This is a genomic window from Gordonia insulae (assembly GCF_003855095.1).
GTDB lineage: Bacteria > Actinomycetota > Actinomycetes > Mycobacteriales > Mycobacteriaceae > Gordonia > Gordonia insulae.
On sequence record NZ_CP033972.1, the window covers coordinates 24,781 to 48,370 of the forward strand.

35 protein-coding genes are annotated in these 23,590 nt (G+C 66.2%); 12 read left to right on the plus strand and 23 right to left on the minus strand.

Annotated elements, in window-relative coordinates:
• Positions 1–47: 47 nt before the first annotated feature.
• From D7316_RS00150 to D7316_RS00215, 16 genes are all read right to left on the minus strand, one after another.
• On the minus strand, positions 48–386 hold the full coding sequence (locus D7316_RS00150; protein WP_124706507.1) for a DUF4406 domain-containing protein: 339 nt from the start codon (positions 384–386) through the stop codon (positions 48–50).
• Positions 386–1,906 carry a DNA cytosine methyltransferase gene (locus tag D7316_RS00155; RefSeq protein WP_124706508.1) on the minus strand — a complete coding sequence of 507 codons (1,521 nt, stop codon included), beginning with the start codon at positions 1,904–1,906 and terminating at the stop codon, positions 386–388. The genes D7316_RS00150 and D7316_RS00155 overlap by 1 nt, the downstream gene beginning before the upstream one ends.
• 321 nt (positions 1,907–2,227) lie before the next feature.
• On the minus strand, positions 2,228–2,659 hold the full coding sequence (locus tag D7316_RS00160; RefSeq protein ID WP_124706509.1) for a hypothetical protein: 432 nt from the start codon (positions 2,657–2,659) through the stop codon (positions 2,228–2,230).
• 358 nt (positions 2,660–3,017) lie between these two features.
• On the minus strand, positions 3,018–3,503 hold the full coding sequence (locus D7316_RS00165; RefSeq protein WP_124706510.1) for an ead/Ea22-like family protein: 486 nt from the start codon (positions 3,501–3,503) through the stop codon (positions 3,018–3,020).
• A 112-nt stretch (positions 3,504–3,615) separates the two neighbouring features.
• Positions 3,616–3,741 (minus strand): hypothetical protein, encoded by a 126-nt coding sequence (locus D7316_RS27580; protein ID WP_269462475.1) that lies wholly within the window; start codon positions 3,739–3,741, stop codon positions 3,616–3,618.
• Positions 3,734–3,871 (minus strand): hypothetical protein, encoded by a 138-nt coding sequence (locus D7316_RS27035; protein WP_164473702.1) that lies wholly within the window; start codon positions 3,869–3,871, stop codon positions 3,734–3,736. The genes D7316_RS27580 and D7316_RS27035 overlap by 8 nt, the downstream gene beginning before the upstream one ends.
• Positions 3,868–4,233, minus strand: coding sequence for a hypothetical protein (locus D7316_RS00175; protein ID WP_164473703.1), 366 nt, complete (start codon positions 4,231–4,233; stop codon positions 3,868–3,870). The genes D7316_RS27035 and D7316_RS00175 overlap by 4 nt, the downstream gene beginning before the upstream one ends.
• Positions 4,234–4,303: 70 nt before the next feature.
• Positions 4,304–4,888: a hypothetical protein gene (locus D7316_RS00180; protein WP_124706512.1), complete on the minus strand. Its 585-nt coding sequence runs from the start codon at positions 4,886–4,888 to the stop codon at positions 4,304–4,306.
• A 17-nt stretch (positions 4,889–4,905) separates the two neighbouring features.
• Complete coding sequence (locus D7316_RS00185) at positions 4,906–5,685, minus strand: hypothetical protein (protein ID WP_124706513.1); 780 nt, start codon at positions 5,683–5,685, stop codon at positions 4,906–4,908.
• Positions 5,685–5,984: a hypothetical protein gene (locus tag D7316_RS00190; protein WP_124706514.1), complete on the minus strand. Its 300-nt coding sequence runs from the start codon at positions 5,982–5,984 to the stop codon at positions 5,685–5,687. The genes D7316_RS00185 and D7316_RS00190 overlap by 1 nt, the downstream gene beginning before the upstream one ends.
• Positions 5,977–6,099 (minus strand): hypothetical protein, encoded by a 123-nt coding sequence (locus tag D7316_RS27585; protein ID WP_269462476.1) that lies wholly within the window; start codon positions 6,097–6,099, stop codon positions 5,977–5,979. Before D7316_RS27585 ends, D7316_RS00190 begins: the two co-directional genes overlap by 8 nt.
• The gene (locus tag D7316_RS00195) at positions 6,099–6,317 is read right to left on the minus strand and encodes a hypothetical protein (protein WP_124706515.1); all 219 of its coding nucleotides are present in this window, start codon (positions 6,315–6,317) and stop codon (positions 6,099–6,101) included. The genes D7316_RS27585 and D7316_RS00195 overlap by 1 nt, the downstream gene beginning before the upstream one ends.
• Positions 6,314–6,505: a hypothetical protein gene (locus D7316_RS00200; RefSeq protein ID WP_124706516.1), complete on the minus strand. Its 192-nt coding sequence runs from the start codon at positions 6,503–6,505 to the stop codon at positions 6,314–6,316. Before D7316_RS00200 ends, D7316_RS00195 begins: the two co-directional genes overlap by 4 nt.
• Positions 6,502–6,840, minus strand: a complete 339-nt coding sequence (locus D7316_RS00205) for a hypothetical protein (RefSeq protein ID WP_124706517.1) — start codon at positions 6,838–6,840, stop codon at positions 6,502–6,504. The genes D7316_RS00200 and D7316_RS00205 overlap by 4 nt, the downstream gene beginning before the upstream one ends.
• Positions 6,837–7,055 (minus strand): hypothetical protein, encoded by a 219-nt coding sequence (locus D7316_RS00210; RefSeq protein ID WP_124706518.1) that lies wholly within the window; start codon positions 7,053–7,055, stop codon positions 6,837–6,839. The genes D7316_RS00205 and D7316_RS00210 overlap by 4 nt, the downstream gene beginning before the upstream one ends.
• Positions 7,056–7,118: 63 nt before the next feature.
• Positions 7,119–7,373, minus strand: a complete 255-nt coding sequence (locus D7316_RS00215) for an XRE family transcriptional regulator (RefSeq protein ID WP_124706519.1) — start codon at positions 7,371–7,373, stop codon at positions 7,119–7,121.
• A 221-nt stretch (positions 7,374–7,594) separates the two neighbouring features.
• Here D7316_RS00215 and D7316_RS00220 point away from each other — a divergent pair, with 221 nt between their 5' ends.
• From D7316_RS00220 to D7316_RS00240, 5 genes are read left to right on the plus strand one after another with little or no spacing between them, the layout of a single operon-like run.
• Positions 7,595–8,182, plus strand: a complete 588-nt coding sequence (locus D7316_RS00220) for a hypothetical protein (protein ID WP_124706520.1) — start codon at positions 7,595–7,597, stop codon at positions 8,180–8,182.
• A 60-nt stretch (positions 8,183–8,242) separates the two neighbouring features.
• On the plus strand, positions 8,243–8,662 hold the full coding sequence (locus D7316_RS00225) for a hypothetical protein (RefSeq protein WP_232016698.1): 420 nt from the start codon (positions 8,243–8,245) through the stop codon (positions 8,660–8,662).
• Between the two features lie 17 nt (positions 8,663–8,679).
• A complete protein-coding gene (locus tag D7316_RS00230; protein ID WP_232017104.1) occupies positions 8,680–8,886 on the plus strand; it encodes a DUF3263 domain-containing protein in 207 nt (68 codons plus the stop codon).
• On the plus strand, positions 8,883–9,614 hold the full coding sequence (locus tag D7316_RS00235; RefSeq protein ID WP_124706522.1) for a DUF2510 domain-containing protein: 732 nt from the start codon (positions 8,883–8,885) through the stop codon (positions 9,612–9,614). Before D7316_RS00230 ends, D7316_RS00235 begins: the two co-directional genes overlap by 4 nt.
• A 5-nt stretch (positions 9,615–9,619) precedes the next feature.
• Positions 9,620–10,705, plus strand: a complete 1,086-nt coding sequence (locus tag D7316_RS00240; RefSeq protein WP_124706523.1) for a tyrosine-type recombinase/integrase — start codon at positions 9,620–9,622, stop codon at positions 10,703–10,705.
• 232 nt (positions 10,706–10,937) lie between these two features.
• Here the strand turns inward: D7316_RS00240 and D7316_RS00245 are convergent, their stop codons facing one another.
• Together D7316_RS00245 and D7316_RS00250 are read right to left on the minus strand one after the other, a co-directional pair.
• Positions 10,938–11,429 (minus strand): PPOX class F420-dependent oxidoreductase, encoded by a 492-nt coding sequence (locus tag D7316_RS00245; RefSeq protein WP_124706524.1) that lies wholly within the window; start codon positions 11,427–11,429, stop codon positions 10,938–10,940.
• A 29-nt stretch (positions 11,430–11,458) separates the two neighbouring features.
• Positions 11,459–12,193, minus strand: coding sequence for an IclR family transcriptional regulator (locus D7316_RS00250; RefSeq protein ID WP_124706525.1), 735 nt, complete (start codon positions 12,191–12,193; stop codon positions 11,459–11,461).
• Positions 12,194–12,285: 92 nt separating this feature from the next.
• Between D7316_RS00250 and leuC the strand changes: the two genes are divergently transcribed.
• The 3 genes from leuC to D7316_RS00265 all read left to right on the plus strand — a co-directional run bounded on the left by leuC (position 12,286) and on the right by D7316_RS00265 (position 15,142).
• The gene (leuC, locus tag D7316_RS00255) at positions 12,286–13,722 is read left to right on the plus strand and encodes a 3-isopropylmalate dehydratase large subunit (protein ID WP_124706526.1); all 1,437 of its coding nucleotides are present in this window, start codon (positions 12,286–12,288) and stop codon (positions 13,720–13,722) included.
• Between the two features lie 42 nt (positions 13,723–13,764).
• Positions 13,765–14,358: a 3-isopropylmalate dehydratase small subunit gene (gene leuD / locus D7316_RS00260; protein WP_124706527.1), complete on the plus strand. Its 594-nt coding sequence runs from the start codon at positions 13,765–13,767 to the stop codon at positions 14,356–14,358.
• A 175-nt stretch (positions 14,359–14,533) separates the two neighbouring features.
• Positions 14,534–15,142 carry an HU family DNA-binding protein gene (locus D7316_RS00265; protein ID WP_124706528.1) on the plus strand — a complete coding sequence of 203 codons (609 nt, stop codon included), beginning with the start codon at positions 14,534–14,536 and terminating at the stop codon, positions 15,140–15,142.
• A gap of 78 nt (positions 15,143–15,220) precedes the next feature.
• Here the strand turns inward: D7316_RS00265 and D7316_RS00270 are convergent, their stop codons facing one another.
• Genes D7316_RS00270 through cofC form a run of 3 tightly spaced genes read right to left on the minus strand, consistent with a single transcriptional unit; the run spans position 15,221 to position 19,163 of the window.
• Positions 15,221–16,141 (minus strand): NUDIX hydrolase, encoded by a 921-nt coding sequence (locus D7316_RS00270; protein ID WP_124706529.1) that lies wholly within the window; start codon positions 16,139–16,141, stop codon positions 15,221–15,223.
• A 37-nt stretch (positions 16,142–16,178) separates the two neighbouring features.
• Positions 16,179–18,362: an RNA degradosome polyphosphate kinase gene (locus D7316_RS00275; protein ID WP_124706530.1), complete on the minus strand. Its 2,184-nt coding sequence runs from the start codon at positions 18,360–18,362 to the stop codon at positions 16,179–16,181.
• 57 nt (positions 18,363–18,419) lie between these two features.
• Positions 18,420–19,163, minus strand: coding sequence for a 2-phospho-L-lactate guanylyltransferase (gene cofC, locus D7316_RS00280; RefSeq protein WP_232016699.1), 744 nt, complete (start codon positions 19,161–19,163; stop codon positions 18,420–18,422).
• 135 nt (positions 19,164–19,298) lie between these two features.
• Here cofC and D7316_RS00285 point away from each other — a divergent pair, with 135 nt between their 5' ends.
• Positions 19,299–20,303 (plus strand): NAD(P)H-dependent glycerol-3-phosphate dehydrogenase, encoded by a 1,005-nt coding sequence (locus D7316_RS00285; protein WP_124706531.1) that lies wholly within the window; start codon positions 19,299–19,301, stop codon positions 20,301–20,303.
• Between the two features lie 9 nt (positions 20,304–20,312).
• Here the strand turns inward: D7316_RS00285 and D7316_RS00290 are convergent, their stop codons facing one another.
• The gene (locus tag D7316_RS00290; RefSeq protein ID WP_124706532.1) at positions 20,313–20,912 is read right to left on the minus strand and encodes a DUF3515 domain-containing protein; all 600 of its coding nucleotides are present in this window, start codon (positions 20,910–20,912) and stop codon (positions 20,313–20,315) included.
• 52 nt (positions 20,913–20,964) lie between these two features.
• Entirely contained in the window at positions 20,965–21,210 is a 246-nt protein-coding gene (locus tag D7316_RS00295) for an Lrp/AsnC ligand binding domain-containing protein (RefSeq protein WP_124706533.1), read from the minus strand.
• A 95-nt stretch (positions 21,211–21,305) separates the two neighbouring features.
• Between D7316_RS00295 and thiL the strand changes: the two genes are divergently transcribed.
• The 3 genes from thiL to D7316_RS00310 are packed head-to-tail and all read left to right on the plus strand — an operon-like array spanning position 21,306 to position 23,559.
• A complete protein-coding gene (thiL, locus tag D7316_RS00300; protein ID WP_124706534.1) occupies positions 21,306–22,331 on the plus strand; it encodes a thiamine-phosphate kinase in 1,026 nt (341 codons plus the stop codon).
• A 23-nt stretch (positions 22,332–22,354) separates the two neighbouring features.
• Positions 22,355–22,876 (plus strand): gamma carbonic anhydrase family protein, encoded by a 522-nt coding sequence (locus D7316_RS00305; protein WP_124706535.1) that lies wholly within the window; start codon positions 22,355–22,357, stop codon positions 22,874–22,876.
• Positions 22,873–23,559, plus strand: coding sequence for a uracil-DNA glycosylase (locus D7316_RS00310; RefSeq protein ID WP_124706536.1), 687 nt, complete (start codon positions 22,873–22,875; stop codon positions 23,557–23,559). The genes D7316_RS00305 and D7316_RS00310 overlap by 4 nt, the downstream gene beginning before the upstream one ends.
• The last annotated feature ends 31 nt before the right edge of the window (positions 23,560–23,590 follow it).

Genomic DNA, 23,590 nt, shown 5'->3' on the forward strand with positions numbered 1-23,590 from the left:
TAGGCGTGCGCCGCATGTGATGCAGGTGGGGAAGTGGCCGGCGGGCATCAGACGGCGCTCCCGAATACTGGTTGCGCCGCCCACCATTCGAGCCGCTCAACCCGCATTTCGAGCGCTGAGGCCACATGCACCTCAAGTTGCGCGCCACGGGACTCCTCCCAACCAGTCAGGGTGGCGACCGCCGTGCAGCCGTCGAGCATTGCGATCAAGTCCTCTCGCAGGTAGTCAGCCCATGACTTGCCCTCGCCCTCCTCGCCGAACTCGTGCGGGGAGACGACGTCATAGCCGATGGCACGCAACATGTTCGCGGCCTGCTCAAATGCGGGGAAGTTGAAGCTGGGGTAGCCGGTCATGGGTCCGGAAATGTAAATGCGGTGCGCAGCCATCACGCCACCCCCAGCGACTCGGCGACCACACCGACGAGATCCCGCGCGGCCGGCGGTGTGACGGCGTTGCCCGCCATGCGCACCTGTTCGCGCCGGTTGCCGAGGACGATGTACTCGCCGGGGAAGTCCATGGCGGCGACGATCTCGCGCGGCTCGAGCATCCGGAATCGGACGTCCTCGATGTCGACGGTCGGCCGGGCGGCGTCGAGGAGTGGCTGGTGGCCGCTCGTGGTGATCGTCCGGATCGGTTCGGCTACCGGGGTGGACATCTCCGCGCCGCCCTCGTTGTTGCGCATGAGCAGCGCGTGCCGCTCGACCGTCGTGCAGGTGGGCAGGGCATCACCGGTCGTGACGGTGCCGCCATTGCCGTAGTACGTCGTCACCAGACCGTGGTGATTCCCGGACGCGGTGACCGTGCAGAGCGGGGCCGAGACGGGCCGGTGTTTCGAGCCGCCGCCGCGCAGCTCGGCGATGAACGCGAGCCCGTCAGTCTCCCGGGTGGTCCGCGTCGAGATCGGCTCCTCGGTCGGTGCGGCGTTCTCCCGCCACGTCCCGCCGCACGGCACCAGCAGCCCGGTCTCGTTGCGCGTCGTCATCGTTCGCGACGGCGCGGACACCGGTTGCGCCTGCTTACCCTCGCGGCCCTCGACCGGAACGAGCAGCGGTGCCCAATAGCGGTCGATCCCGGCCTGGATGCGGGCCATCGTCTTCGCGGCCAGTGGTTTCGTGCGGTCGCCGATGCGGACGCCTTCGAGGGTCCAGTCGATGATGTCGGCGGCCGGACGGAACAGTGGCTCAAGAATCTGGTTGCGGCACTTCACACTCGGGCAGCGGTAGACGTACTGGGCGCGATACCGGCCCCAGCGGCCGTCGGTCTTCTTGAACGACTGCATCGCCTTGACCGGTCCGCAGTCGGGGCAGATGGCGTCGGGGCGGGTGACACGCTCGAGCTCCGGGCGTTGGTTGCCGTGGCGCCAGAACACGACGTACATGCGGTCGCGGGACTGCGGCGCCCCCCGGCCGAGGGTCTGGGCGTGCATTGAGTTGAGCATCACGATGTGGTGGTCGTAGCCGAGGGCTTCCATCGCCATCAGCCAGGCGCGGAACGGAACCCAGTTGAACGCGTCGACGACGTTCTCGACGATCACCGCGTCGTACTGGTGGTGTTCAGCGAACCGTGGGACGTCCCACATCGTCGCCCGGGACCGCTCGGCGGCCGCGTCGGGCAGCACCTCGCCGAACAGATCAGGCTGGGTGCCTTCGCGTTTGCGGCCCTTCGCGACCGAGTGGTTGGTGCACTCGGGTGACGCCCACAGGATGTCGGTGTGGGGGAAGTAGCGCGGCGAGATCTGGGACAGATCGGCGCACAGATGGTCGGCGTCGGGGTGGTTGGTGTTGTGGGTCTCGACGGCGAGATCCCAGTGGTTCGAGGCGATCCGGACCGAGATGCCGGGCACCTGAATCGCGCCGGTCGACGATCCGCCGGCTCCACAGAAGAGGTCTGTCAGGGTGAGGGTCATGTGAGCCTCCCGGCGTCGTGGGGGTGGAGGCGCCCGCAGATGCACGCCCGATACGTGACCCCGTACGGCATACGGCGGTAGCGGTTGTAGTGGTGGATGCCGTGCCCGCACAGCCAGCGGTCGAGGCGGTCACGGGATTGGGTGGCGAGGTGGGGGAAGATCACGACACACCACCGGCTTCCTCGAAGCATGGGCAGTCGCAGAGCTCGCAGTTGCCGATGTCCGAGTGGTGGGCGGACATGTGGTTGCAGTCAGTGCAGCGCTGTGCGGCGTATCCGGTTATCGCGGCGGCCCACTCAGCGGCAGAGAAGTCTTCGGGCCTCATGACTCACCACCGTCAGGGCGGAAGAGGACGATGCAGCGCCCACCCTTCGCGTAGTACCGGAGGATCAGGTCGGACGGGACGGTGTCCTCGCCGTCATTGCGGTCGGCAGGGTCCATATCGATCCACTGATCGCCGCCCCACTTCTCGAAGTACTTGCCAATGACGTGCGGTCGGCCGCTGGCGAAGTGGCGGACCTCTTCAGCGCGTATGACCGTGTCGACCGGTAGCGCGTCCAGTTCCTCGACTGTGTCCACTGTGGTGTGGGCGGTGACAACAGACACGACAGCCTCGGCGACGGCGCGGGCATCCATACCGCCGCCGGGTCCGAAGCAGTTGCTACACGCGTTCGGTCCGTTGGTGCCGCACTCGTCGCCACGAAAGTGCATGCTCCGCAGTCGATCCGCGATCATGTCGGCGAGGTCTGTCATGACTGCCCACCGTCCCGAACGTCCCCGGCGGCAGGCAACACGACCTCTGCCGTGACGATGAGTGTTGCCCCCTCAGGGAAGTCGTCAGCCCACGCCTTAAACCCGGGGCCGTGTACAAAACCGTGGCGGTCCCAGAACTGCCTGTGATACATGACAGTCATGGGCACCTCGGTACGGACGCAAGTGTTCGTGGGAGACAGAACATCACCCCTACCGTCGTGCCGCAGACAACGCCAGGGCTTCTCTGACTGCCGTTTCCAGGCGGCCTGGTAGTCGGCCTTGTAGTCGACCACGCTGTAGTACTGCTCTCGGCATCCCTCGTGGGCGCATGTCCATCGGAGGGTGTATCCACGTCGGCTCACTGCTGTGCACCTCCATCGAGAATGCGGGCATAGGGATTCAGCGGCGGATCGTTGGGAATGCCCGTCGGTCCGCTCTGATGCCACGTCGCCCCAGCCTCGAACCCCTCGTCCCACGCATTCTGGAGAGTGGAGAGAGCAGCATCCCGCTCAGCGGCGACGCGGTTGTAGTCGTGGCGATGTATTGCACCCTGCCGATAGCCGCTCTGCTCCGCCGCGATCACCTCGGAGTCCGCCCGGTCTAGCTCGTCAATCAGTCCCCGCACCAACTCTGGGGCCGCAGCAATGAACTCGGCGTCATGCTGGTCGATACTGTTGGTCAGGAAGATCGGTGTCGCACCTTTACGGTCGGGATATGCGCCACCACGATAGGAACTTGAACCGTCTTCATGGACGACACCATCGAGCAGGGATGGACGCCACGGCCCCGGTGTGATTCCCTCCAGGGCTTGGCGTGCTGCATCCCGCACACTGACATCAGACATCAAGTTCCTCCTCCGAATAGACGAGACGGGCAGTGTCGCAGGGCCAGTCCATCGGCGTTCCGTCGGTGTACCAGCACGTCGTGCAGACACCGTGGGCTCGTTCGTGCAGCTCTCAGATCGGCACCAGAGCCTCACGGGCAGCGGCGACGGCCGCCTGTTCCAGCGACATGGTCGGGATGAATCGTTGCTCCGCTGACGCCCACGCCCTCTGTGCGGCCTTGACGGCTGGGTCACTCATGGCCGGTCCTCCGGCGCTGCCGTTTCTGCGACTGCCTCCACTCGTTCCAGCCGATGAACAGCACGACCGGGATCAGCAACACGCCCCCGATGAACTCGAAAGGGGTGGGGATCAGATCGGGATCTCTCATGCCGCACCGCCGGTGAATCGGATGTAGGCGATCTTGGCGCGGATGGTGGATTCGAATCCGGAACCGAAGCCGCCCTGCTGCTTTCGGATCATCTGGCCGATCGAGCCGACTCGTACAGGGTCCTGTTCGGGTGTCGGTGTGTATTTCACCCACTTGCCGGGATGTGAACGGCAGTAGTCGATGAGAGCCAGGCGGGCTGCGGGTATCGGCTTGGCGCCGTATCCGGTGCGCACTCTTGGCAGTTCGTCGACGGGCTCGAACGCTTGCGTGAGTGCGCGTTCGGCTTCTCTTCTCTCGCGTTGCTCGGCGAGGCGGTCTGCTCGCTCGTCGTCGAGGTCGAAATGTGTTGCAGTCATGGTCATCTCCAAACGGTGAGGGGGTGCTGGTGCCGGGTCGCGCATCCCCACGTGACCCGGCACCAGCGAGTGTTGGTTAGCTCTGGGCGGCGAGGATGGCCGTCTTGGTGGCGTCGGGCAGGCCCGCCCAGGTGGCGGCGTCGAAGCCGGCGGGGACGCCGCTCGGGTCGGACGGCTGGGCGGGGGCCGACTGGGCGGTGGTGAGTGCGTCGGCCGCCTGTGCCGCCTCGCGGGTAAACGCGTATCGGTAGGCCTTCATCGTGTAACTGCCCGACGGACCGCCCTGCACGCGCTGCTCGCCGAGATACTCGACCTCGAAGATCACCCCGGGCACCATCACTTCGGAGCCCTTGGTCGCGCCAGACTCGCGGATCGCCTCGGTGAGTGCGAGCTTGCGCTTCCCCCAGCAGGGGATGTAGATCGACCGGACGCCGTCGTCTTCGGAGTCCTGACGCTGGTCGGTCTGGATCGAGATGATGAACTGCATCTTGGGATCGCCCGACGGGAATGTGGCGGGCTGCTGGGTGGTGAAGTCGGTGACCTGGCGGTAATCGACCGCCACGATCGGCCCTCGGACCTTCTCTCCTGCAGCGCTCTCCGCGGTGAAGGCGGACTTGCTACCGGTGGACAGGGCCTTGTCGATGTCGTTGAGGATACTCATGACTCATTTCTCTTTTCTTATTGTGCCGCAGCCACTTTGGCTGTGGTGGTCTTGCCGTCGCACTGCAACGGGGAATCGGGGGAGCGCCGGTTATATGGACAGACGAAGCAGTCGACGGGCTTGGTCGGGATGAGCGACCAGTTCTCGGGTTTGTCGTCGACCTGCAGGTCCCACATGAGCGCCATCGCGGTGTCGATGCGGGTGAGCGTCTCGTCGACGACGGCATCCGAATACGGTTCGGTCCACAGGTGGGCGTGTTTCATCTGCCCGCCGCGCGGCATGAACGCGATGCCGACTCGTTCGATGGGGATGCCGATGTTGCGCATTCCGCGCCCGTACAGGTGCGCTTGGCGGCGGTATTGTTCGGACGGCCCGTGGTTGGTGTAGGTCGACATCTTCGACTGGCCGGGGAACTTCCAGTCGATGACGGTGGCGCTGTCGAGGTCGACGAGGTCGCAGGTGCCGGCCAGTCCTTGGCGGATGGTGACCCGGGTTTCTGGCAGCCAGCGGGTGCGGCCGAGTCGGGCGTTGGCGCGGCGGGCGAACTCTTCGAGCTGGGCGTGCGCGCCGGTGCCGACGACGGACGGCAGCGGGTCGTCGTACACGTTGACCTTGGGGGCGTGGATGAGCCCGAGGGCGAGTTTGCGCAGGCAGGGGTGTCCGACTTCAGAGGGTCCGAGGTCGCGCTGCTGTGAGCGTTCTTCGCCGGCCGAGCCGTCGATGATGAGCTGCTTGAGGTCGTCGAGCAGCGGGTCGGGTGCGGCGGCGAGCTGGTCGAGCGCTTCGGCGGCGGTCATCAGCCCAAGACCTTGAACGGGCGCGGAGCGTCGTTGAGTTCGGTGTACTGCTCCGCGAGTGCCGGGTAGTCCCTGCGGAATGCGGTGACATTGAAACGTTCTGGCTTCTTGGTGTACTTCCAGGTGACGACCGTGTGGCCGTCGAGCTTGCCCACCTCGGCAGCCCCCATCGCCTCCTTGATGTCGTTCTGCAGCGACGTCTTGGTTTCGGTGAGCGCGCGCATCTGCGAGTCGATCGCCTTGAGGGCGGCGACGGCGTCGCGCACCGTGTCGAGGTCGGTGGTGTTGAGTTCACTCATCGCGGGTGTCCTTGAGGGTGTCGATGGCGGTCATGCGCCGGGCGGTGGGGGTGAGGCCGAAGATGGAGCCTGCGGCGATGAAGCCGAGACAGGCGGCGACGAGCAGCAGTTCCATCACGCGACCTCTCTGATTCGGGATGCTTTGCCCGCCTTGCAGAGCGCGAAGGCAAGTGCGTCGTCGTGGGTGGGGAACGGTCCGTGTGGGTCGGAGTCGGGGTCGGTGATCTCGCTGACCCACCAGCCCTGCTCCGTGACGACGTCAGACGTGGTGAGGCTGTGACGATCGGTGTCGCAGCGTTCGATGCGGTAACGGGGTCGGTAGTGCTTGCTCATGCCGCGTCCCCGATCCAGTCGGCCCAGTCGATGTCGCCGTCGACGGGCGGTTCGGCTGGGATGTAGGGGCACAGGTCGTCATCGGCCGAATGCCAGCCGCCGCACCAGGGGCAGTCGATCGGCTCGTTGTCCTCGGCATGGAAGTCGGGATGGTCGCCTGCGATGTCGTGCAGGCCGAGGCCGATCACGATGCGCCGCCGACGATGCGCAGGTGCGATTCGGCGACTTGCGGCGGGAACACGAGGTAGGCGGCCGCGGCCTGGAGTGCACCCAGCAGGGTGGCGGCCTTGCAGTACAGGAGGTGCCCGGCGTAGGTGCTGGGGCTGGTCACCTGCACGCCGGCCTGCGGGTCCCCCTCGTTGTGCAGCGGAAAGCGGGTGACGTCGAGTCGATGCACCCACACGGTGGCCTGGTCGTTGCTGATGTCGAGTGTCATGGAGGCGTTCTCACCGATGAACTCGGTGATCTGTTCGATGAGGCGTCCGGTGGATTCGGCGACGCTCAACGCCGTCGGGGCGCTCATGCCGACACCCGGCCGTAGCGGGGGCAGCCCTGGGCGATCCAACGGTCGACGGCGGCCTCGGTGGTGAACCAGGTGCCGCCGGGTGCGGACTGGTTGCCGGTGAGTGCTCCGGAACGCAATGCGTCGCCGACGACGTTGAGGCTGCGGCCGGTGATGGCGGCGACGTCCTTGATGCGCAGGGCCTTTCGAGCCTGTGCGGTAGAGTTGATGCTCAATGGGAACTCCTATCTAGTTCCTGGGCCGTCTCGGTGTGTCAGCGCCGAGACGGCTTTTCTGTGTCAGGCGGCCGGTAGTCCATTGCGATTGCCGAGTGTGGAATCAACAATCACCTCGGGCAAAAAAAGAGAGCCCGGGGGAGCGTTGAGCGCCTTCTCGATTCTGGGACCGACCTTCGGGTCGCAGTAGTTGCGTGCGCCGCGGCGCAGGTGGGCGATGAGCGACGGGCTGCGCCCGACCTTCGCGGCCAGCGACCGGTTGGTTTCGTCGCGAAACTCCATGTACTGGCTGAGGACTTGGGGGCTGATGAGCCTCACCACGAGCCTCCTTCGTTGTGTCTTCAATGCACCTCCTGAGAGTAACCAATTGACTGATGATTGTCGAGCTGCCAATCAGAGTAACCGCAGTTGGTTACTCTGTCCAGTCTTTCGTGTCGCGCCTATCAGCAGGTCAAAGAACTACATCGTCGTAATTTGTAACCGCACCGGTTACGCTTCGGGTGTTCGAACATGCCGCCGAGCAGGAAGTATCCGTAACCGTGAGCCCACTGTCCGACCTGCTGACGCAGGCCCGAGGAGACCGGAGTGTCCGCGACGTCGGTAGGGCAGTGGCCAAGAAGTACGGGGTCGGCGAATCGACTGTCATCCCGTACTTCAGCGGCAATCACCGCACACCCCAGGATCGTGTGCTGGTTGCGCTCGCGAAAGAGCTGTCGCTCAACATCGGAGAGCTTCGTCAGGTGGCCGGCCTGCCGCGCGGTGAGCGCGAACCGTACGTGCCACCGACGGATGCGAACCTACTGACCGAGCGCCAGCGTCGACTCGTCGACGAGGTGATCCGCACTCTCGTCGACTCGATGTATGGAGGCGAGCATGGCATGGCAACGCTCAAGGAATCGGGAGCATCGATCGAAGCGGGTGAAGACCAGAAGACCGACCCCGCCACCGAGAGTGGCGGAGCTGTCCGCGACATCACCCGCCGCATCACGAACACTCGCGGAGTGGCCAGTGATTCGTCGAACGAGCTGGGGGAGGCGCCACCGATGGCGGCACGTCGCGGCGGCGGGAAATCAGAAGGGCGCAAGCGCCGTGAGCAGCAGGATCGTGACGCTGAACAGGACGAATGACATTCGTGTAGTTCCTGGTCAACGCCGTTTCTGTCGGTAGGTCGCCCTACCGTACCCGGCATGATGTATCACCCCTGGAGAGAGGCGCGGCGGCGTCCGCATCTGGTGATCGAGTTCGCCGACCTGCCCGATGATCACCGTGGCTGCCTGTCCGGATCGAAGGTCACCATCAATGCTGACGACCTTCAGGCCGAGCGCCGCTGCACTCTCACCCACGAGCTGGTGCACGACGAACGCCAGGTGTTCCCGGTCGAACCGGTCCTCGCGGTGCGCGAGGAGATAACGGTGGAGCGCATCGCTGCTCGCCGGCTGATCCGCCTCGAGCAGCTCGTCGAAGTCCTGTGCTGGACCCGGTCGACGCCGGAGGCCGCCGCTGAGTTGTGGGTGGATGTGCCGATGCTGACAGCCTTTGTCCGGTCGCTGACCGATGATGAGCGCGACTGGATCGATGATGAGTTGGCTGAGCGGGGCGTGGCATGACGGATCTCGAGCGGAGGATGCTCGACGTTTCGGGGCGGCGGTGGCGGTACGCCGGCAGCATGGCTGCGGCGGTCGAAGCCGAGTTCGGTGTAACGGTGACGAGGTTCTGGCAGATAATAAACGGCATCCTGGACGATCCGGACGCCATAGAGTACTCACCACTCACAGTGAATCGCCTGCGCCGGTTGCGGTCTGCGCGGGCCCAAGCAAGGAGCGCACGATGACACAGCCCCACCCGCCCGGCTGGTATCCCGACCCGCAGCGCGTGGAGATCCAGCGGTACTGGGACGGCGAGAAGTGGACCGATCAGACGCAGTCGAAGAAGCCGTCGAACCCGAAGAACGTGAAGTACCTTCTCGCCATCGTGGTGATTGTCATCGTGGTCATCGTGGTGGCCAGCATCGCCGGCGGCAACGATGACAAGTCTGAAACGGCATCCGACGTCTCGAATGTGCCGGTGCAGACGGTTACCACTCCGAACGCTTCCGAGCAGGCCGCGATAGCAAGTGCCGCGGAAGCCGCCGCTGAAACATCCCGGGCGGCAGAGAAGGCCGCGGCCGCAGCAGCAGCGGCACGTCGGGCCGCATTACTCGACAAGTCGAGCTATCAGGCTGTCGACTCACGGCAGTGGCAACTGGTGGCCAAGAGGCCCGACTCGCACACCGGTGAGAAGTATGTCGTCTACGGTCGGGTCGTCCAGGCCGACTCTGCGACGGGTGACGATATCCGCGTCAACACCGATGGTCAGCAGGTCGACTACTACGACATGGACATCAACACTGTCGCCAGCGAAGGGCAGCCAGGCATCTTCGGCAACATCGTCGAGGACGACCTGGTGACGATGTGGGTGGTGGTGACCGGATCGACGTCGTACGACACCACGATGGGCGGTAGCGTCACCGCGCCGACAGTCGACGTCAACATGATCGAGCCCTACGGTTCGACCGGATAGGCATCATGGGCTCGATCGACCAGTACGCAACGGCCGGCGGGCGGCGGTGGGAAGTCCGGTACCGCAAGCCGACTGGCCAGCAGACCCGCAAACGTGGCTTCGCGTCGAAGGCGGCGGCCACCGCGTTTCTACATTCGGTTGAGTCGTCGAAGGCCGCTGGCACCTACGTCGATCCGTCACGCGGAAAAGTCACGGTGACGGAATGGGCGCAGCGCTGGCTGGCGGGTAAGGCGAACATCAAGGAGTCGACCCGCTTCCGGTACGAGGGCATCATCACGAATTGGATCGAGCCGACTTTCGGGTCGACGGCCGTCGCGAATGTGCGGCACGTCGACGTCCAGGAGTGGGTGAGTGGGCAGGACTGCGAGGCCGCCTCGGTGGTCAAGCATCATCGCGTGCTGTCACAGATCATGAAACTCGCGGTTCGTGATGACCGAATCCCGTCGAATCCGTGCGACGGCGTGAACCTCCCGCGGGTGAAACACACGAAGCGCCGGTACCTCACCGCCGGTCAGGTTGAGGCGCTGGCGGCGGGGGCAGGTCCATGGCGTGTGCTCGTGTTGCTCCTGGCGTACACCGGTTTGCGGTGGGGTGAGGCCGCAGCGTTGCGCGGGAACGACGTCGACATGTTGCGCCGGCGGATTCACGTCGATGAGGCGGTCACCGTGGTCAACGGTCGCTTCGTGTGGGGTGAGCCGAAGGATCACGAGCTGCGGTGGGTGCCGGTGCCGAAGTCGGTGGCTGACGAGCTCGCTCAGTACATGATCGGCCGCAGCCGTGCCGACGGTCTGTTGTTCACGGGGGAGCGGGCGGGTGGGCCGGTGCGGGTGAAGGTGGCTCGCGAGTCGTGGTTCGATGATGCGGTCGTCGCGGCGGGATGCCCGGAAGGTTTCACTCCCCATGAATTGCGTCACACCGCAGCATCGTTGGCCGTCTCAGCGGGGGCATCTGTTCTGGCGCTGCAGAAGATGCTGGGTCACGCCAAAGCGTCGATGACGTTGGACGTGTACGCGGACTTGTTCGATGACGATCTGGATGCTGTCGCAGTGTCGCTCGAGGGTGTGCGGGAGAAGGCGCTGGCCGCGATGTGAGTGGACACATTATGGACACCGAGGGGTGCGCGATGGTGGTTAATTCTGTGGTGTGTTGCGGTGGGTTTCGGGTGGTGGTGGCCGGTTTCGGGGTTTGACCTGCACGGTTCTTTCGCCCTCTCAAGGCGGTAGCGCGGGTTCGAATCCCGTCGGGGCTACAACGAGAAGACCCCCTCTCCACATCCTGGAGAGGGGGTCTTCTCGTTGGTCGAGCGTGACGCTCAGATCGTCTTCACGGGGCGGTGGTCCCCGCCACCGGCATCTCCGGCAGGCCCAGCTTGCGGTGATCCCACGAACGGACGCGATCGGGGATCAGTCGGACCGCGACCCGCTTGTGCATCATCTGATCCACGAACGGCCGCGACTCCTCGGTGTAGGGACCCGTGTAGCGCTCCCAGACGCTGATGCCGATCTTCAGGCACGAGTCCGGGTCGTCGAGGATCTCCGCGCTTCCCTCGAAGGCGACGCCGCGCAAGGTGTCGTAGGTGTCCCCGTCCTCGATCAGCACCGAGCACCGACGGTTCCGTCGGAGGTTGACCGCCTTCTGTGATTTGGCCTTGGTCTCGAACCAGATCTCGCCGTCGACGACGCCGTACCACATGGCGACGAGGTGGATGCTGCCGTCCGGGCCGGTCGTCGCCAGGGTGGCGGTGCGCCCACGGGCGACGAAATCGGTGATCTCGGTCTCGGACATGACGATCTGATTGCGTTGGTTGACTCCCATGACCTGACGCTAACCGACGCCCGCCGGATTCACCCCCGCGTCGGCCCGAGCCGCTTGTGGATGGCGTCCGCGGCGGCCAGCAGGTCGGCGGCCCACCGCGCACCGGGGCGCCTTCCCATGCGGTCGATCGGTCCCGAGACCGAGATCGCCGCGACGACCTCCCCGGTGCCGTCGCGTACCGGTGCCGAGACGCTCGCGACTCCGGCCGCGCGTTCGCCGGCGCTCTGCGCCCAGCCTCGTCGCCGGATCTCGTGCAGCGCCCGCTCGCTGAAGACACTGTCGTGCAGCAGGGCTCGCTGCGTGGTCGGTTCGGCCCACGCGAGCAGGACCTTCGCCGCCGAACCCGCGCTCATCGGGAATCGTGTGCCGACCGGGACGGTGTCGCGCAGACCGGTCGGCGGTTCCATGGCGGCGATGCAGATGCGCTCGGCACCCTCGCGGCGGTAGACCTGGACCGACTCTCCGGTGATCTCGCGCAGGCGTGGCAAAACCATCAGCGCGGCCTCACGGACCGGATCATGTGCCGAGGCAGCCAGTTCGCTGAGAGCGGGGCCGGGATACCAACGCCCGGCGGCATTGCGGGCCAGCAGCCGATGCGTCTCGAGTCCGACGGCGAGCCGGTGGGCCGTGGCACGGGGCAGGCCGGTGCGATCACACAGTTCGGTGAGGTTGCAGGGAGCCTCCGCGATGGCTCGCAGAACGACCACCGATTTGTCGAGTACACCGATTCCACTGCTCACTGTCGATGCGCTATCCTGTCCCATAGGACGATACTAGCGTTCCAAATAGTGAGATGCACGCCGACGCTGATCGGTGTGGGCGTGTCGCGACGATTCGAATAGATGTGAGTACAGCCATGAGTTACAGCCCCAACACACCGCGTACTCTCGCCGAAAAGGTGTGGGACGACCATGTCGTCGTGCCCGGCGACGCCGATGCGAGCGGGAATCGTGATCCCGACCTGATCTACATCGATCTCCATCTCGTACACGAGGTGACGAGCCCGCAGGCCTTCGAGGGACTGCGTCTCGCGGGTCGGCCGGTGCGCCGGCCCGACCTGACCATCGCGACCGAGGACCACAACGTCCCGACCGTCGACATCTTCAAGCCGATCGCGGACGAGGTCTCCCGGACGCAGGTGGAGACCCTTCGCCGCAATTGCGAGGAGTTCGGTATCCGGCTGCACCCGATGGGAGATGCCGAGCAGGGCATCGTCCACGTCGTCGGCCCGCAGCTCGGGCTCACCCAGCCCGGTATGACCGTCGTGTGCGGCGACAGCCACACCTCGACGCACGGCGCATTCGGTGCGCTGGCAATGGGAATCGGCACCTCTGAGGTCGAGCATGTGCTCGCCACCCAGACACTCTCGCTGCGCCCGTTCAAGACGATGGCGATCACCGTCGACGGCGAACTCCCGCCCGGTGTCACGAGCAAGGACCTGATCCTGGCGGTCATCGCGAAGATCGGCACCGGCGGTGGCCAGGGCTATGTGCTGGAGTACCGGGGGTCCGCGATCGAGAAACTGTCGATGGAAGCCCGAATGACCATCTGCAACATGTCGATCGAAGCGGGTGCGCGGGCCGGCATGATCGCCCCGGACCAGGTGACCTACGACTTCCTGCAGGGCCGCCCGAACGCTCCGCAGGGTGCCGACTGGGATGCCGCTGTCGCGTATTGGGACAGTCTGCGAACCGATTCCGGCGCCGAATTCGACGCCGAGGTCCATATCGATGCGACACAATTGACGCCGTTCGTGACGTGGGGCACCAACCCCGGCCAGGGTGCACCTCTCGGATCCCGCGTCCCGGATCCGGCCGAGATCGCCGACGAGTCGGCCGCGAACGCCGCGAGTCGGGCACTGGAGTACATGGATCTCGCGCCGGGAACCCCGCTGCGGGATGTGAAGGTCGACACCGTGTTCGTCGGTTCGTGCACCAACGGTCGGATCGAGGATCTGCGCGCGGTCGCCGACATCCTCAAGGGCCGCAAGGTCGCCGACGGGATGCGCATGCTGATCGTTCCCGGGTCGATGCGCGTCCGTGCGCAGGCGGAAGAGGAGGGTCTCGGCGACGTCTTCGTCGCCGCCGGTGCCGAATGGCGACAGGCAGGCTGCTCGATGTGCCTGGGGATGAACCCCGATCAGCTCTCCCCGGGCGAGCGGTGCGCGTCGACCTCCAACCGCAACTTCGAAGGGCGGCAGGGCAAGGGCGGGCGCACGCACCTCGTGTCCCCGGCCGTTGCCGCGGCCACCGCGGTGCGCGGCACGTTGTCCGCGCCGACGGATCTCGGCTGATCTGCGCCCGTCACCCAACTCCACAGAATCGGACCAAGAATCATGGAACCCTTCATCACCCACACCGGCATCGGCGTGCCGCTGCGACGCAGCAACGTCGACACCGACCAGATCATCCCGGCCGTCTACCTGAAGCGGGTGACCCGCACAGGTTTTGAGGACGGCCTGTTCGCCGGGTGGCGCACCGCCCCGGACTTCATCCTCAACAACGAGCCGTGGAACCACGGATCGGTCCTGGTGGCCGGTCCGGACTTCGGCACCGGGTCCTCGCGTGAGCACGCGGTGTGGGCTCTGTCGGACTTCGGCTTTCGCGTCGTGATCTCGTCGCGGTTCGCAGACATCTTCCGCGGCAACGCCGGCAAAGCGGGTCTGGTGGCGGCTCAGGTGGAGCAATCCGACGTCGAACTGCTCTGGAAGCGGCTCGATGAGCAGCCCGGGCTGGAACTGACGGTCAGTCTTGCGGATCGGACCGTCACCGCGGCAGACCTTGTGGTGCCGTTGGCAATTGATGACTACACACGGTGGCGTCTGATGGAGGGTCTCGACGACATCGGCCTGACATTACGCCAGGTAGAAGCGATTTCTGAGTTCGAGGAAACCCGGCCGGGCTACAAGCCGGTGACCCTCGATCGCTGATCGCGAGGGCCTCCGCGAGTTGTCCTGGGCCTCACACCGGAAGGCGATTCCCGCTTTCGATTTCGCAACATGCCTGGTTAATTGGCGTGGAAGATGGACGTTTTCGAATTGGACGTTTACCGTGTGGAGATAGCTGACCATACAGATGTGTCAGGACAGCTTGCGGAGGTATTCAATGAACAAGGCAGAGCTCATCGATGAGCTGACCAAGAAGCTCGATGCGGATCGCAAGACTGCGACAGCCGCGGTCGAGCTCGTCGTCGACACGATCGTGCGCGCGGTGAACAAGGGTGAGAGTGTCACCATCACCGGCTTCGGTGTGTTCGAGAAGCGCCGGCGCGCTCCGCGTGTGGCGCGCAACCCGCGCACCGGCGAGACCGTGAAGGTGCGCGCGACTTCGGTTCCCGCGTTCCGTCCGGGCGCGCAGTTCAAGGCCGTCGTCGCCGGCAAGCAGAAGCTCGCCGCGTCCGGTCCCGCGGTGAAGCGCGGAAGCGGTGCCACCGCCGCGCCCGCCAAGAAGACCGCAGCCAAGAAGGCTCCGGCCAAGAAGGCGGCGCCGGCCAAGAAGGCGGCTCCGGCGAAGAAGACCGCGGCCAAGAAGGCAGCTCCCGCCAAGAAGGCGGCACCGGCCAAGAAGGCGGCTCCGGCGAAGAAGACCGCAGCCAAGAAGGCAGCTCCCGCCAAGAAGGCGGCACCGGCCAAGAAGGCTCCGGCAAAGAAGACCGCAGCCAAGAAGGCTCCGGCAAAGAAGGCTCCCGCCAAGAAGGCAGCCTCACGGCGCTGAGCCACAACGAATCACCGCACTTCGGCCCCCGACGTACTTCCCCCGTCGGGGGCCGACGTGTGTCCGGGGTCGTGGACCTCAGGTTTCGACGAGATCGGTTTCGGGCAGCGGGCTGTCGATGTGGTCGGCCGCGACCAACCGCCCGTTCATCGTCGACACCACCCAGACGCTGCCCTTGCGGTTGCGCTTGGCGGGCAGCGTGAGGTCATCGTGCTGTGCCCACCACTGCATCAACGGCGGGATGACCTTGCCCTGACTGCACACGGCATGGATCGCCGACGTATCCGAGGCGATCTCCTGAATCCGTTGGTGCGCCACGGTGGGGTCGAATCGATATTCCTCTTCGGCGAGTGATGTCTCGGCGACGATACGTACGGCGAGTTTGTCGGCGAGCGGCGCGAGCGTCTGCTCACACCGGACCCGGTCGGCCGCGTGGAGGCGCTCGGCGCCGAAGATCTCGAGCAGGCCGGCGAGCTCACGCGCCTGCTGACGACCGAGGCGATCCAACGGACGTAGCCGGTCGTCGCCTTTGTAGCGGGATCGCCGCCCGGCGTGTGCGTGGCGCACCAGCAACAGGGTGTGCACATCGGCCGGCAAGCGGGTGAACTCCTGCAGGATCTTGCGATCCAGACGGTAACTCAGGGTCTCGGCGGCGGACGGCAAGTCCAGCCAGCGCAATTCGTCGACCTCGTGGTTCGGCTCGAAGTCGCCGCCGAGTGCGCGGGCCGACCAGTAGCGCACGCGCTTGCGGTTGCCGTTGGGCAGGTCGTACCCGACGTCACGCAGGTGCCGGCCCAACCGCGACAGCTGGCCAGTCTCCTCCTGGATCTCTCTGGCCGCTGTGCGGATGAGGGTTTCGCCCGGGTCGACCTTTCCCTTGGGCAGGGTCCAGTCGTCATATCCCGGGCGGTGCACCACGCACACCTCGACCCGGCCGTCGCGGGTGGGGCGCCAGAGCACCCCACCCGCCGCCCACACCGTCTTCGTTGTCTTCGACATCGAAGGGAATCCTAGAGGGTCGAGGTTGCCGAGACGGTTACGAGTTCGGGTCCGGGCGGCGACGATTGCGCCGGATCATCTGGCGCTGATGGTCGCGGACCTCCTCGCCCGCGGCAGGAGATGCCACCCAACTGCCGTCGGACTGCAGCACCCAGCACCGGGTCCGCGGATCGAGGGCCGACGAGAACATGTCGCGCAGCTCACCGGTCAGCCGCTCGTCGCGCACCTGCACCATCACCTCGACGCGACGATCGAGGTTGCGGTGCATCATGTCGGCACTGCCGATCCAGTATTCGTTCTGCGCACCGAAGTACAGGATTCGCGAGTGTTCGAGGAACTGGCCCAGGATCGAGCGGACGACGATGTTGTCGCTGACCCCGTCCATGTCGGGACGCAGTGCGCAGATGCCGCGCACCACGATCTCCACCGGGACGCCGCTCTGCGACGCCCGGTAGAGCGCGTCGATCACCTGCTCGTCGACGAGTGCATTGGCCTTGAGTTGGATACGCGCGCGTGTGTCACCCTGACGCAGACGCTCGATCTCCTCGTCGATCCGTGCGATGATGCCGGACCGGATACCGTGCGGCGCCACGAGGATGTTGCGGTACTCCTTCTTTCGCGAGTACCCGGTCAGCGTGTTGAACAGGTCGGTGAGATCGGCGCCGATGTCGGGTGCGGCCGTGAACAATCCCACGTCCTCGTAGAGCCGCGCGGTCTTCGGGTTGTAGTTGCCCGTGCCGATATGGCAGTACCGACGGATCAGCGATCCCTCGCGGCGCACGACCATGCACGTCTTGCAGTGTGTCTTCAGGCCCACGAGGCCGTAGACCACGTGGACGCCCGCCTGCTCGAGTTGCCTGGCCCACTTGATGTTCGCCTGCTCGTCGAACCGGGCCTTGATCTCGACCAGCGCGACAACCTGTTTGCCCGCCTCGGCGGCGTCGATGAGCGCATTGACGACCGGGGAGTCACCGGAGGTGCGGTAGAGGGTCTGCTTGATCGCGAGCACCTGGGGATCGGCGGCCGCCTGTTCGATGAAGCGTTGCACGCTGGTGGAGAACGAGTCGTACGGGTGATGAACCAGCACGTCACCCTCGCGCAAAGTGGAGAACACACTCTTGGGTGTCTCCCGCTCGCCGAAGGCGGGATGGGTTGCGGGCACGAAAGGACGATCCTTGAGGTGCGGACGGTCGAGCCCGTGGATCTCGAACAGGCAGGAGAGATCCAGCAGCCCGGGCACCTGGATGACATCGGCCGGATTCACGTCGAGCTCGCGCAGCAACAGTTCGAGCATGTGCTCGCTCATGTCGTCGGCGACCTCGAGGCGGACCGGGGATCCGAAGCGCCGCCGGGCCAGTTCGCGTTCGAGTGCCTGCAGCAGGTCCTCGTCGCGATCCTCCTCGACCTCGAAATCCGCGTTGCGGGTGATCCGGAAGACATGGTGCTCAACGATTTCCATGCCCGGGAAGAGATGCTCGAGATTCGCGGCGATCAACGTCTCCAGCGGCAGGAAGATCGCCTTGCGGTCGACCTCCTTCGACGAATCCGTCCGCGGCATGAGGCGATCCACCCGGACGAACCGCTGCACGTTGTCGGGCACCTTGACACGCGCGAAATGTTCGCCGCCCTCATTGGCATCCCGCACGGTCACGGCGAGATTCAACGACAGCCCACTGATGTAGGGAAACGGGTGCGCCGGGTCGACGGCCAGTGGAGTGAGCACGGGGAAGACGTCTTCGTGGAAGTGATCCACCAGTCGCGCCCGCTCGTCGTCGGTGAGCTCGGCCCATGTGACGACGTGGATTCCGTTCTCCGCCAGCGCCGGGCGTACCGAGTCGAGGAAGACGCGGGCGTGGCGGTCGGCGATCGTCTGGGTGCGTCCGGCGATTCGCAGCAACTGTTCCCGCGGCGAGAGCCCGTCCGCGGACCGCACCGACAGACCGGTCTCGTCCCGACGTTTCAGGCCCGCCACACGAACCATGAAGAACTCGTCGAGGTTCGAGGCGAAGATCGCCAGGAACTTCGCGCGCTCGAGCAACGGCATCGAGGTGTCCTCGGCCAGGGCGAGAACACGCGAGTTGAAGTCGAGCCAGCTCAATTCGCGGTTGAGGTATCGGTCCTCGGGCAGGTCGGCGGACTCGTCGGGCAACAACGTCGCCGCCGGCGGGGCTCCGGGGATGGACGTGATCGGCTGGGTCGCGATGTCGTCGGCAGGGCTCACCGTTCAATCATGACGCATCAGGGGTGAGGCGGACATGTTTGGCGTCGCCGGACCGGACTACCGGCACCGCCCTGCGGTCGTGGCGGCATCGGTGACGGTGCCCTGGCGGCGTAGCGCATCGGTCGTGTGCCGACCCAGCCCCAGCGAACGCGCCGTCTCCAGGTCGGCCGCCGTGTCGACATCGGTGCGGAGATCGGGCCATCGCGCGTGCGTCGGATCGAGTTCGACGGCGCCCGCCATCCGATGCGCGGATGCGGAATCGGGGCCGAACAAGGGCAACTCGGTGATGTCGACGTCCCGGATCAAGATGGTCGTCCCGGTTCCGTCACGATCGGTGAGCACCGCTCGGCGATGTTCCGCGGCGCAGGCCACCACCGCGCGCAGGCTCTCGGCAGTGGCCGCGGGCAGATCCGCCTGCACCAACAGCACCGCCCGGGTTCCGGGCCACCACTCACGCACTGTCGTGGTCGCGTGCGCGAACGCGAGGTTGAGCCGCGCGTGCCCACCGGGGACATCGCGCCCGGTCGATTCACGCAACCCCACCGCTCCGGCGGCATGCGCGGCGGCGAGGACGTCTTCGTCGGGACTGATCACCACGATCCGCTCGATTCCGGCGGCTGCCACGGCGTCCACGGTGTCGCGCATCATGGCGAGTACGAGCGCACGGTGCAGCGGACCGGGGCCGGCGCCGTGACTCGCGGCCAGTCGTGTCTTGGCCTCGTCGAGACGTTTCACCGCGAGCACGGCGACGACATCATCGCCGGGCGTGCTGCCCGGGCCCGGATGATCGGTCGACGTCATGCAGACCATGATGCCCACCCGACGGTGGTCACGGAGAACGAGACCCCGGGTTGGCTCCCACACGGGATCCGTCACAGCACGGGCGCGCGGCGCACTAGGGTGAGGAACGAAGTGTCCGTCGGCGAAGGAGTGGTCGTGCGTGCTGTCGTGATGGGAGCGGGTTCCTGGGGTACCGCAGCCGCAAAGGTCCTGGTCGACGCGGGTACCGAGACGACGATCTGGGCGCGGCGGAGCGAACTCGCCGATCGGATCAACGCAGAGCACACCAACGCCGACTACCTGCCCGGCATCACCCTGCCGGACGCGCTCTCGGCGACCAGTTCGGTCGCGGACGCGTTGCCGGGCGCCGATGTGGTGGTCTGCGCGGTTCCGTCCCAGTCATTGCGGGCCAATCTGACCGAGTGGATGCCGCACGTGGGTTCCGCGACGACCTTCGTCTCTCTGGCGAAGGGCGTCGAGACCAGCACGTTGCTCCGCATGAGCGAGGTGATCGCCGAGGTCTCCGGCGTCCCGTCCGGTCAGGTCGCCGTGCTCTCCGGGCCCAATCTGGCACGCGAGATCGCGGAAGGGCAGCCGGCCGCCACCGTCATCGCGTGCACCGACGAAGACCGTGCGCGTGAACTCCAGCTCGCCTTCAACACCGGGTACTTCCGGCCGTACACCAACACCGACGTCATCGGATGCGAGATCGGTGGTGCGGTGAAGAACGTCATCGCGCTCGCGTGCGGCATGGCCAGCGGTGTCGGCTTCGGCCAGAACACCCTGGCCACCATCATCACCCGTGGGCTGGCCGAGACGATTCGGCTCGGCGTCGCCGTCGGCGCGCAGATCGAGACCCTCGCCGGTCTCGCCGGGATCGGCGATCTCGTGGCGACCTGCTCGTCTCCGCTGTCGCGTAATCGGACCTTCGGCGCCCGCCTCGGCGAGGGCGCGACGATGGAACAGGCCCAGGAGGCCACCAACGGTCAGGTGGCCGAGGGGGTCAAGTCCTGCACCTCGGTGCGTGCGTTGGCCGACAAGTTCGATGTCGAGATGCCGCTGACCGATGCCGTGCACCGGGTGTGCCACGGCGGGGTGTCGGTCGGCGACGCGGTCAGCTCACTCCTGGGCCGCAGCACCAAGCCGGAGATCTACGACTGACGTTGCGGCTCAACCGAAATCAAGCGGACCGCGGGGCAGGGTGCGCTCGATCACCGCGGACACGTCGGTGATCGGTCCGTTGCCGGCGTTGGCCGGTATCCACATCGCCACGTAGGGGCGGTGGTCGACGCACACGTAGGCCTGCCCGGAGCCTTCGACGGTGTCGGTGATGAACCATTGCACCGGGTGGATGACCTGCAGGTTGCTCGTCGGGGACAACTCGGATGGTCGGGAGATCCCGCAGCGGAGTGTGACGGCCTCACCGTCGCCGTCGGCCGGCCACGTGACAGTGCTGCCGTTGACCTGCTTGTCGCCGAATCCCTCGAATGTCTGCGGCACCTCGGCGACGAGCTTCGCGCACTCGGGAGAAGCCGATTCGGCGACCGTGTACGACTCGATCGGAGACTTCTCCTCGGGACGCAGCGCAGCGAATGTGATGAAGCCGACGATGACGATGACCGGGATCGTGACCAGGGTCGCGATCAACGCCGGGCTCAGTCGGGGGCCGGTTCCATAGCGTGATTCGAGCTCATCGGCCACCGTCTCGGGCTGCTGATCGGCCGGCCGCGGATCTTCGGGTGCGCCGTCGGTGTTCTTGTCGTCGGTCACGCCCAACACACTAGTGGTCGGCGTCGACGGGTCTCATTGCGGTCGAGCCTGCTCAGTGGGGCGTCTGGACCACCGGGCACGTGAGGGTCCGGGTGATGCCGTCCACCTTCTGGATCTGCGGTACGACGTTCTCGGTGAGATGTGTGGCGTCCGCGGCGTCGACCCGGACGATGACGTCGTAGGGTCCGCTGACCTCTTCCGACGAGGCGACACCGGAGATCTCCGCAATCGTCGCCGCGGCAAGCGCGGCCCGTCCGACCTCGGTCTGGATCAGTATGTATGCCTGAACCACGCCCATCCTCTCGTCTGTCCGGAGCCTGGCTGTCGACCCGGTGTCAGTATTGTCGCTGACAACCCCATCCAAGCGCGACTCAGAGAGATCGAGGAGACGTCGTGACCGTCGGAACCGCCGGGGACCCGGTAGATCGGTCGCGCACCGTCGGCGCCGTGGGGGAGCGCAGACTGATCGTCGAGCTCACCCGTGCCGCGACCGCCGACGATCCGTCGACGACCGCCGACGCGCACGACATCGTCATCGGTTCCGGTGACGACGCCGCCGTGATCGATACCGCCGGTCCGGCAGTGATCAGCACCGACACCGCGGTGCAGGGTCGGCACTTCCGCCTGGACTGGTCCGATGCGCGCACAGTCGGCGCGCGTGCCGTCGTGCAGAGCGCAGCCGACATCGCGGCGATGGGCGGCCGCACCACCGGGATAGTCGTGTCGATCGCGTGTCCGTCGGACACGACCGTCGGCACCGTACTCGATCTCAACGCCGGGATCGTGGCCGCGGCACATGGTCTCGGCGGGCGGGTGCTCGGCGGGGATCTGGTCGACGCCGACCAGGTCGTCCTCACCGTGACGACCCTCGGCGCGCTCGACGGCGCCGAACCTATCGTCGTCGGTGGTGCCCGACCTGGAGACGTCCTGGCGGTGACCGGCAACATGCTCGGGGCCAGCGCGGCGGGCCTGGCGCTGCTCATCGATGCCGAACGTCGTGGCGACGTCGAGTTGCTGCGACGCCATGCGCGATTGGTGGATGCGCACCTCCTGCCCGCGCCCGACCTCGGGCAGGGGCCGATCGCCGCACGGGCGGGCGCACACGCGATGACCGACATCTCCGACGGTCTGGTGGAAGAACTGATCACGATGGCGGCCGCTTCGGGCACACGTCTGGCGATCACCAGTGACCGGATACCCGTGGGAGACGAGATACGTTCGGCCGCAGCCGCGCTCGACACCGATCTGCGTGACTGGACGGTCGCCGGCGGCGAGGATCACGAATTGCTCGCCGCCTTTCCGCCGCACGCGGTGCCGTCGGGCTGGACGCGCATCGGGGAGGTGCTCGAGGGCACCGGTGTGCTGGTCGACGGTCGTCCGGCGGGCGGCCTGCGGGGCTGGCAGTCGTTCGGCGGCTGACCCCCATCCTTTAGATTCGGTGCATGGCTATCTATGCGCTCGGCGACCGCGAACCCACGATCGGTGACGACGTCTACATTCATCCGGATGCCGTCGTCATCGGCGACGTGACACTCGGCGACGGCGTCTCGGTGTGGCCGAGCGCCGTGCTCCGGGGTGATTCGGGGACCATCTCCATCGGCCGGCGGACGAACATCCAGGACGGCACGATCATCCACTGCACCCCGATCGATGCCACGGTGATCGGCGCGGAGTGCGTCGTCGGACACAATGCGCACATCGAGGGCGCCACGATCGGGGACCACTGCCTGATCGCGTCGGGCTCGGTGGTCCTCAACGGTTCCACGATCGGCGCCGGGGCCGTGGTCGGCGCCGGCGCGGTGGTCCCCTTCAAGTTCACCGTGCCGGAGCGCTCCATGGCGCTGGGTGTGCCCGCGAAGATCCGGGAGGGCTTCGAGGTCCCGGAGGGACATGTCGACCTCAACGTCGAGATGTATTTCCAGAACGGCAAGTACTTCCGCGACGCCCTGCGGAGGATCGGATGACCGCACCGAAACCCTTGTCGGAGTTGATCGATCCGGGCTGGGCTGCCGCGCTGGCACCGGTCGAGCCGGTGATCTCCACGATGGGCCGGTTCCTGCGCGAGGAGAACGCGGCGGGCCGCGGTTACCTGCCTGCGGGTACGAATGTCCTGCGGGCGTTCACCCAGCCGTTCGACGACGTCCGGGTGCTGATCGTCGGCCAGGATCCTTATCCGACCCCGGGACATGCGGTTGGCCTGAGTTTCTCGGTGGCCCCGGATGTCTCACCCGTGCCGCGTTCGTTGGGCAACATCTATCGCGAGTACTGCGAGGATCTCGGCTATCCGATGCCCGGCAACGGCGATCTCACCCCATGGGCGAAATCGGGTGTGCTGCTCCTGAATCGCGTTCTCACGGTGATGCCGGGTGAACCGGCGTCGCATCGCGGGAAGGGCTGGGAGCAGGTGACCGAATGCGCGATCAAAGCCCTCGTTGCGCGGCCCGCCGAGCCCCTCGTCGCGATCCTCTGGGGCCGTGACGCGGGCAGCCTCAAGCAATGGCTGCCCGACGTCCCGGTGATCGAGTCGGCGCACCCGTCGCCGCTGTCCGCCAGCCGTGGGTTCTTCGGCTCCCGCCCGTTCAGTCGTGCCAATGAGGCTCTCGAGGAGCTGGGCGCCGACCCCGTGGACTGGCGACTCCCGTCCTGACCGGCGGATCAGGACGGGCGGATCAGGAAGA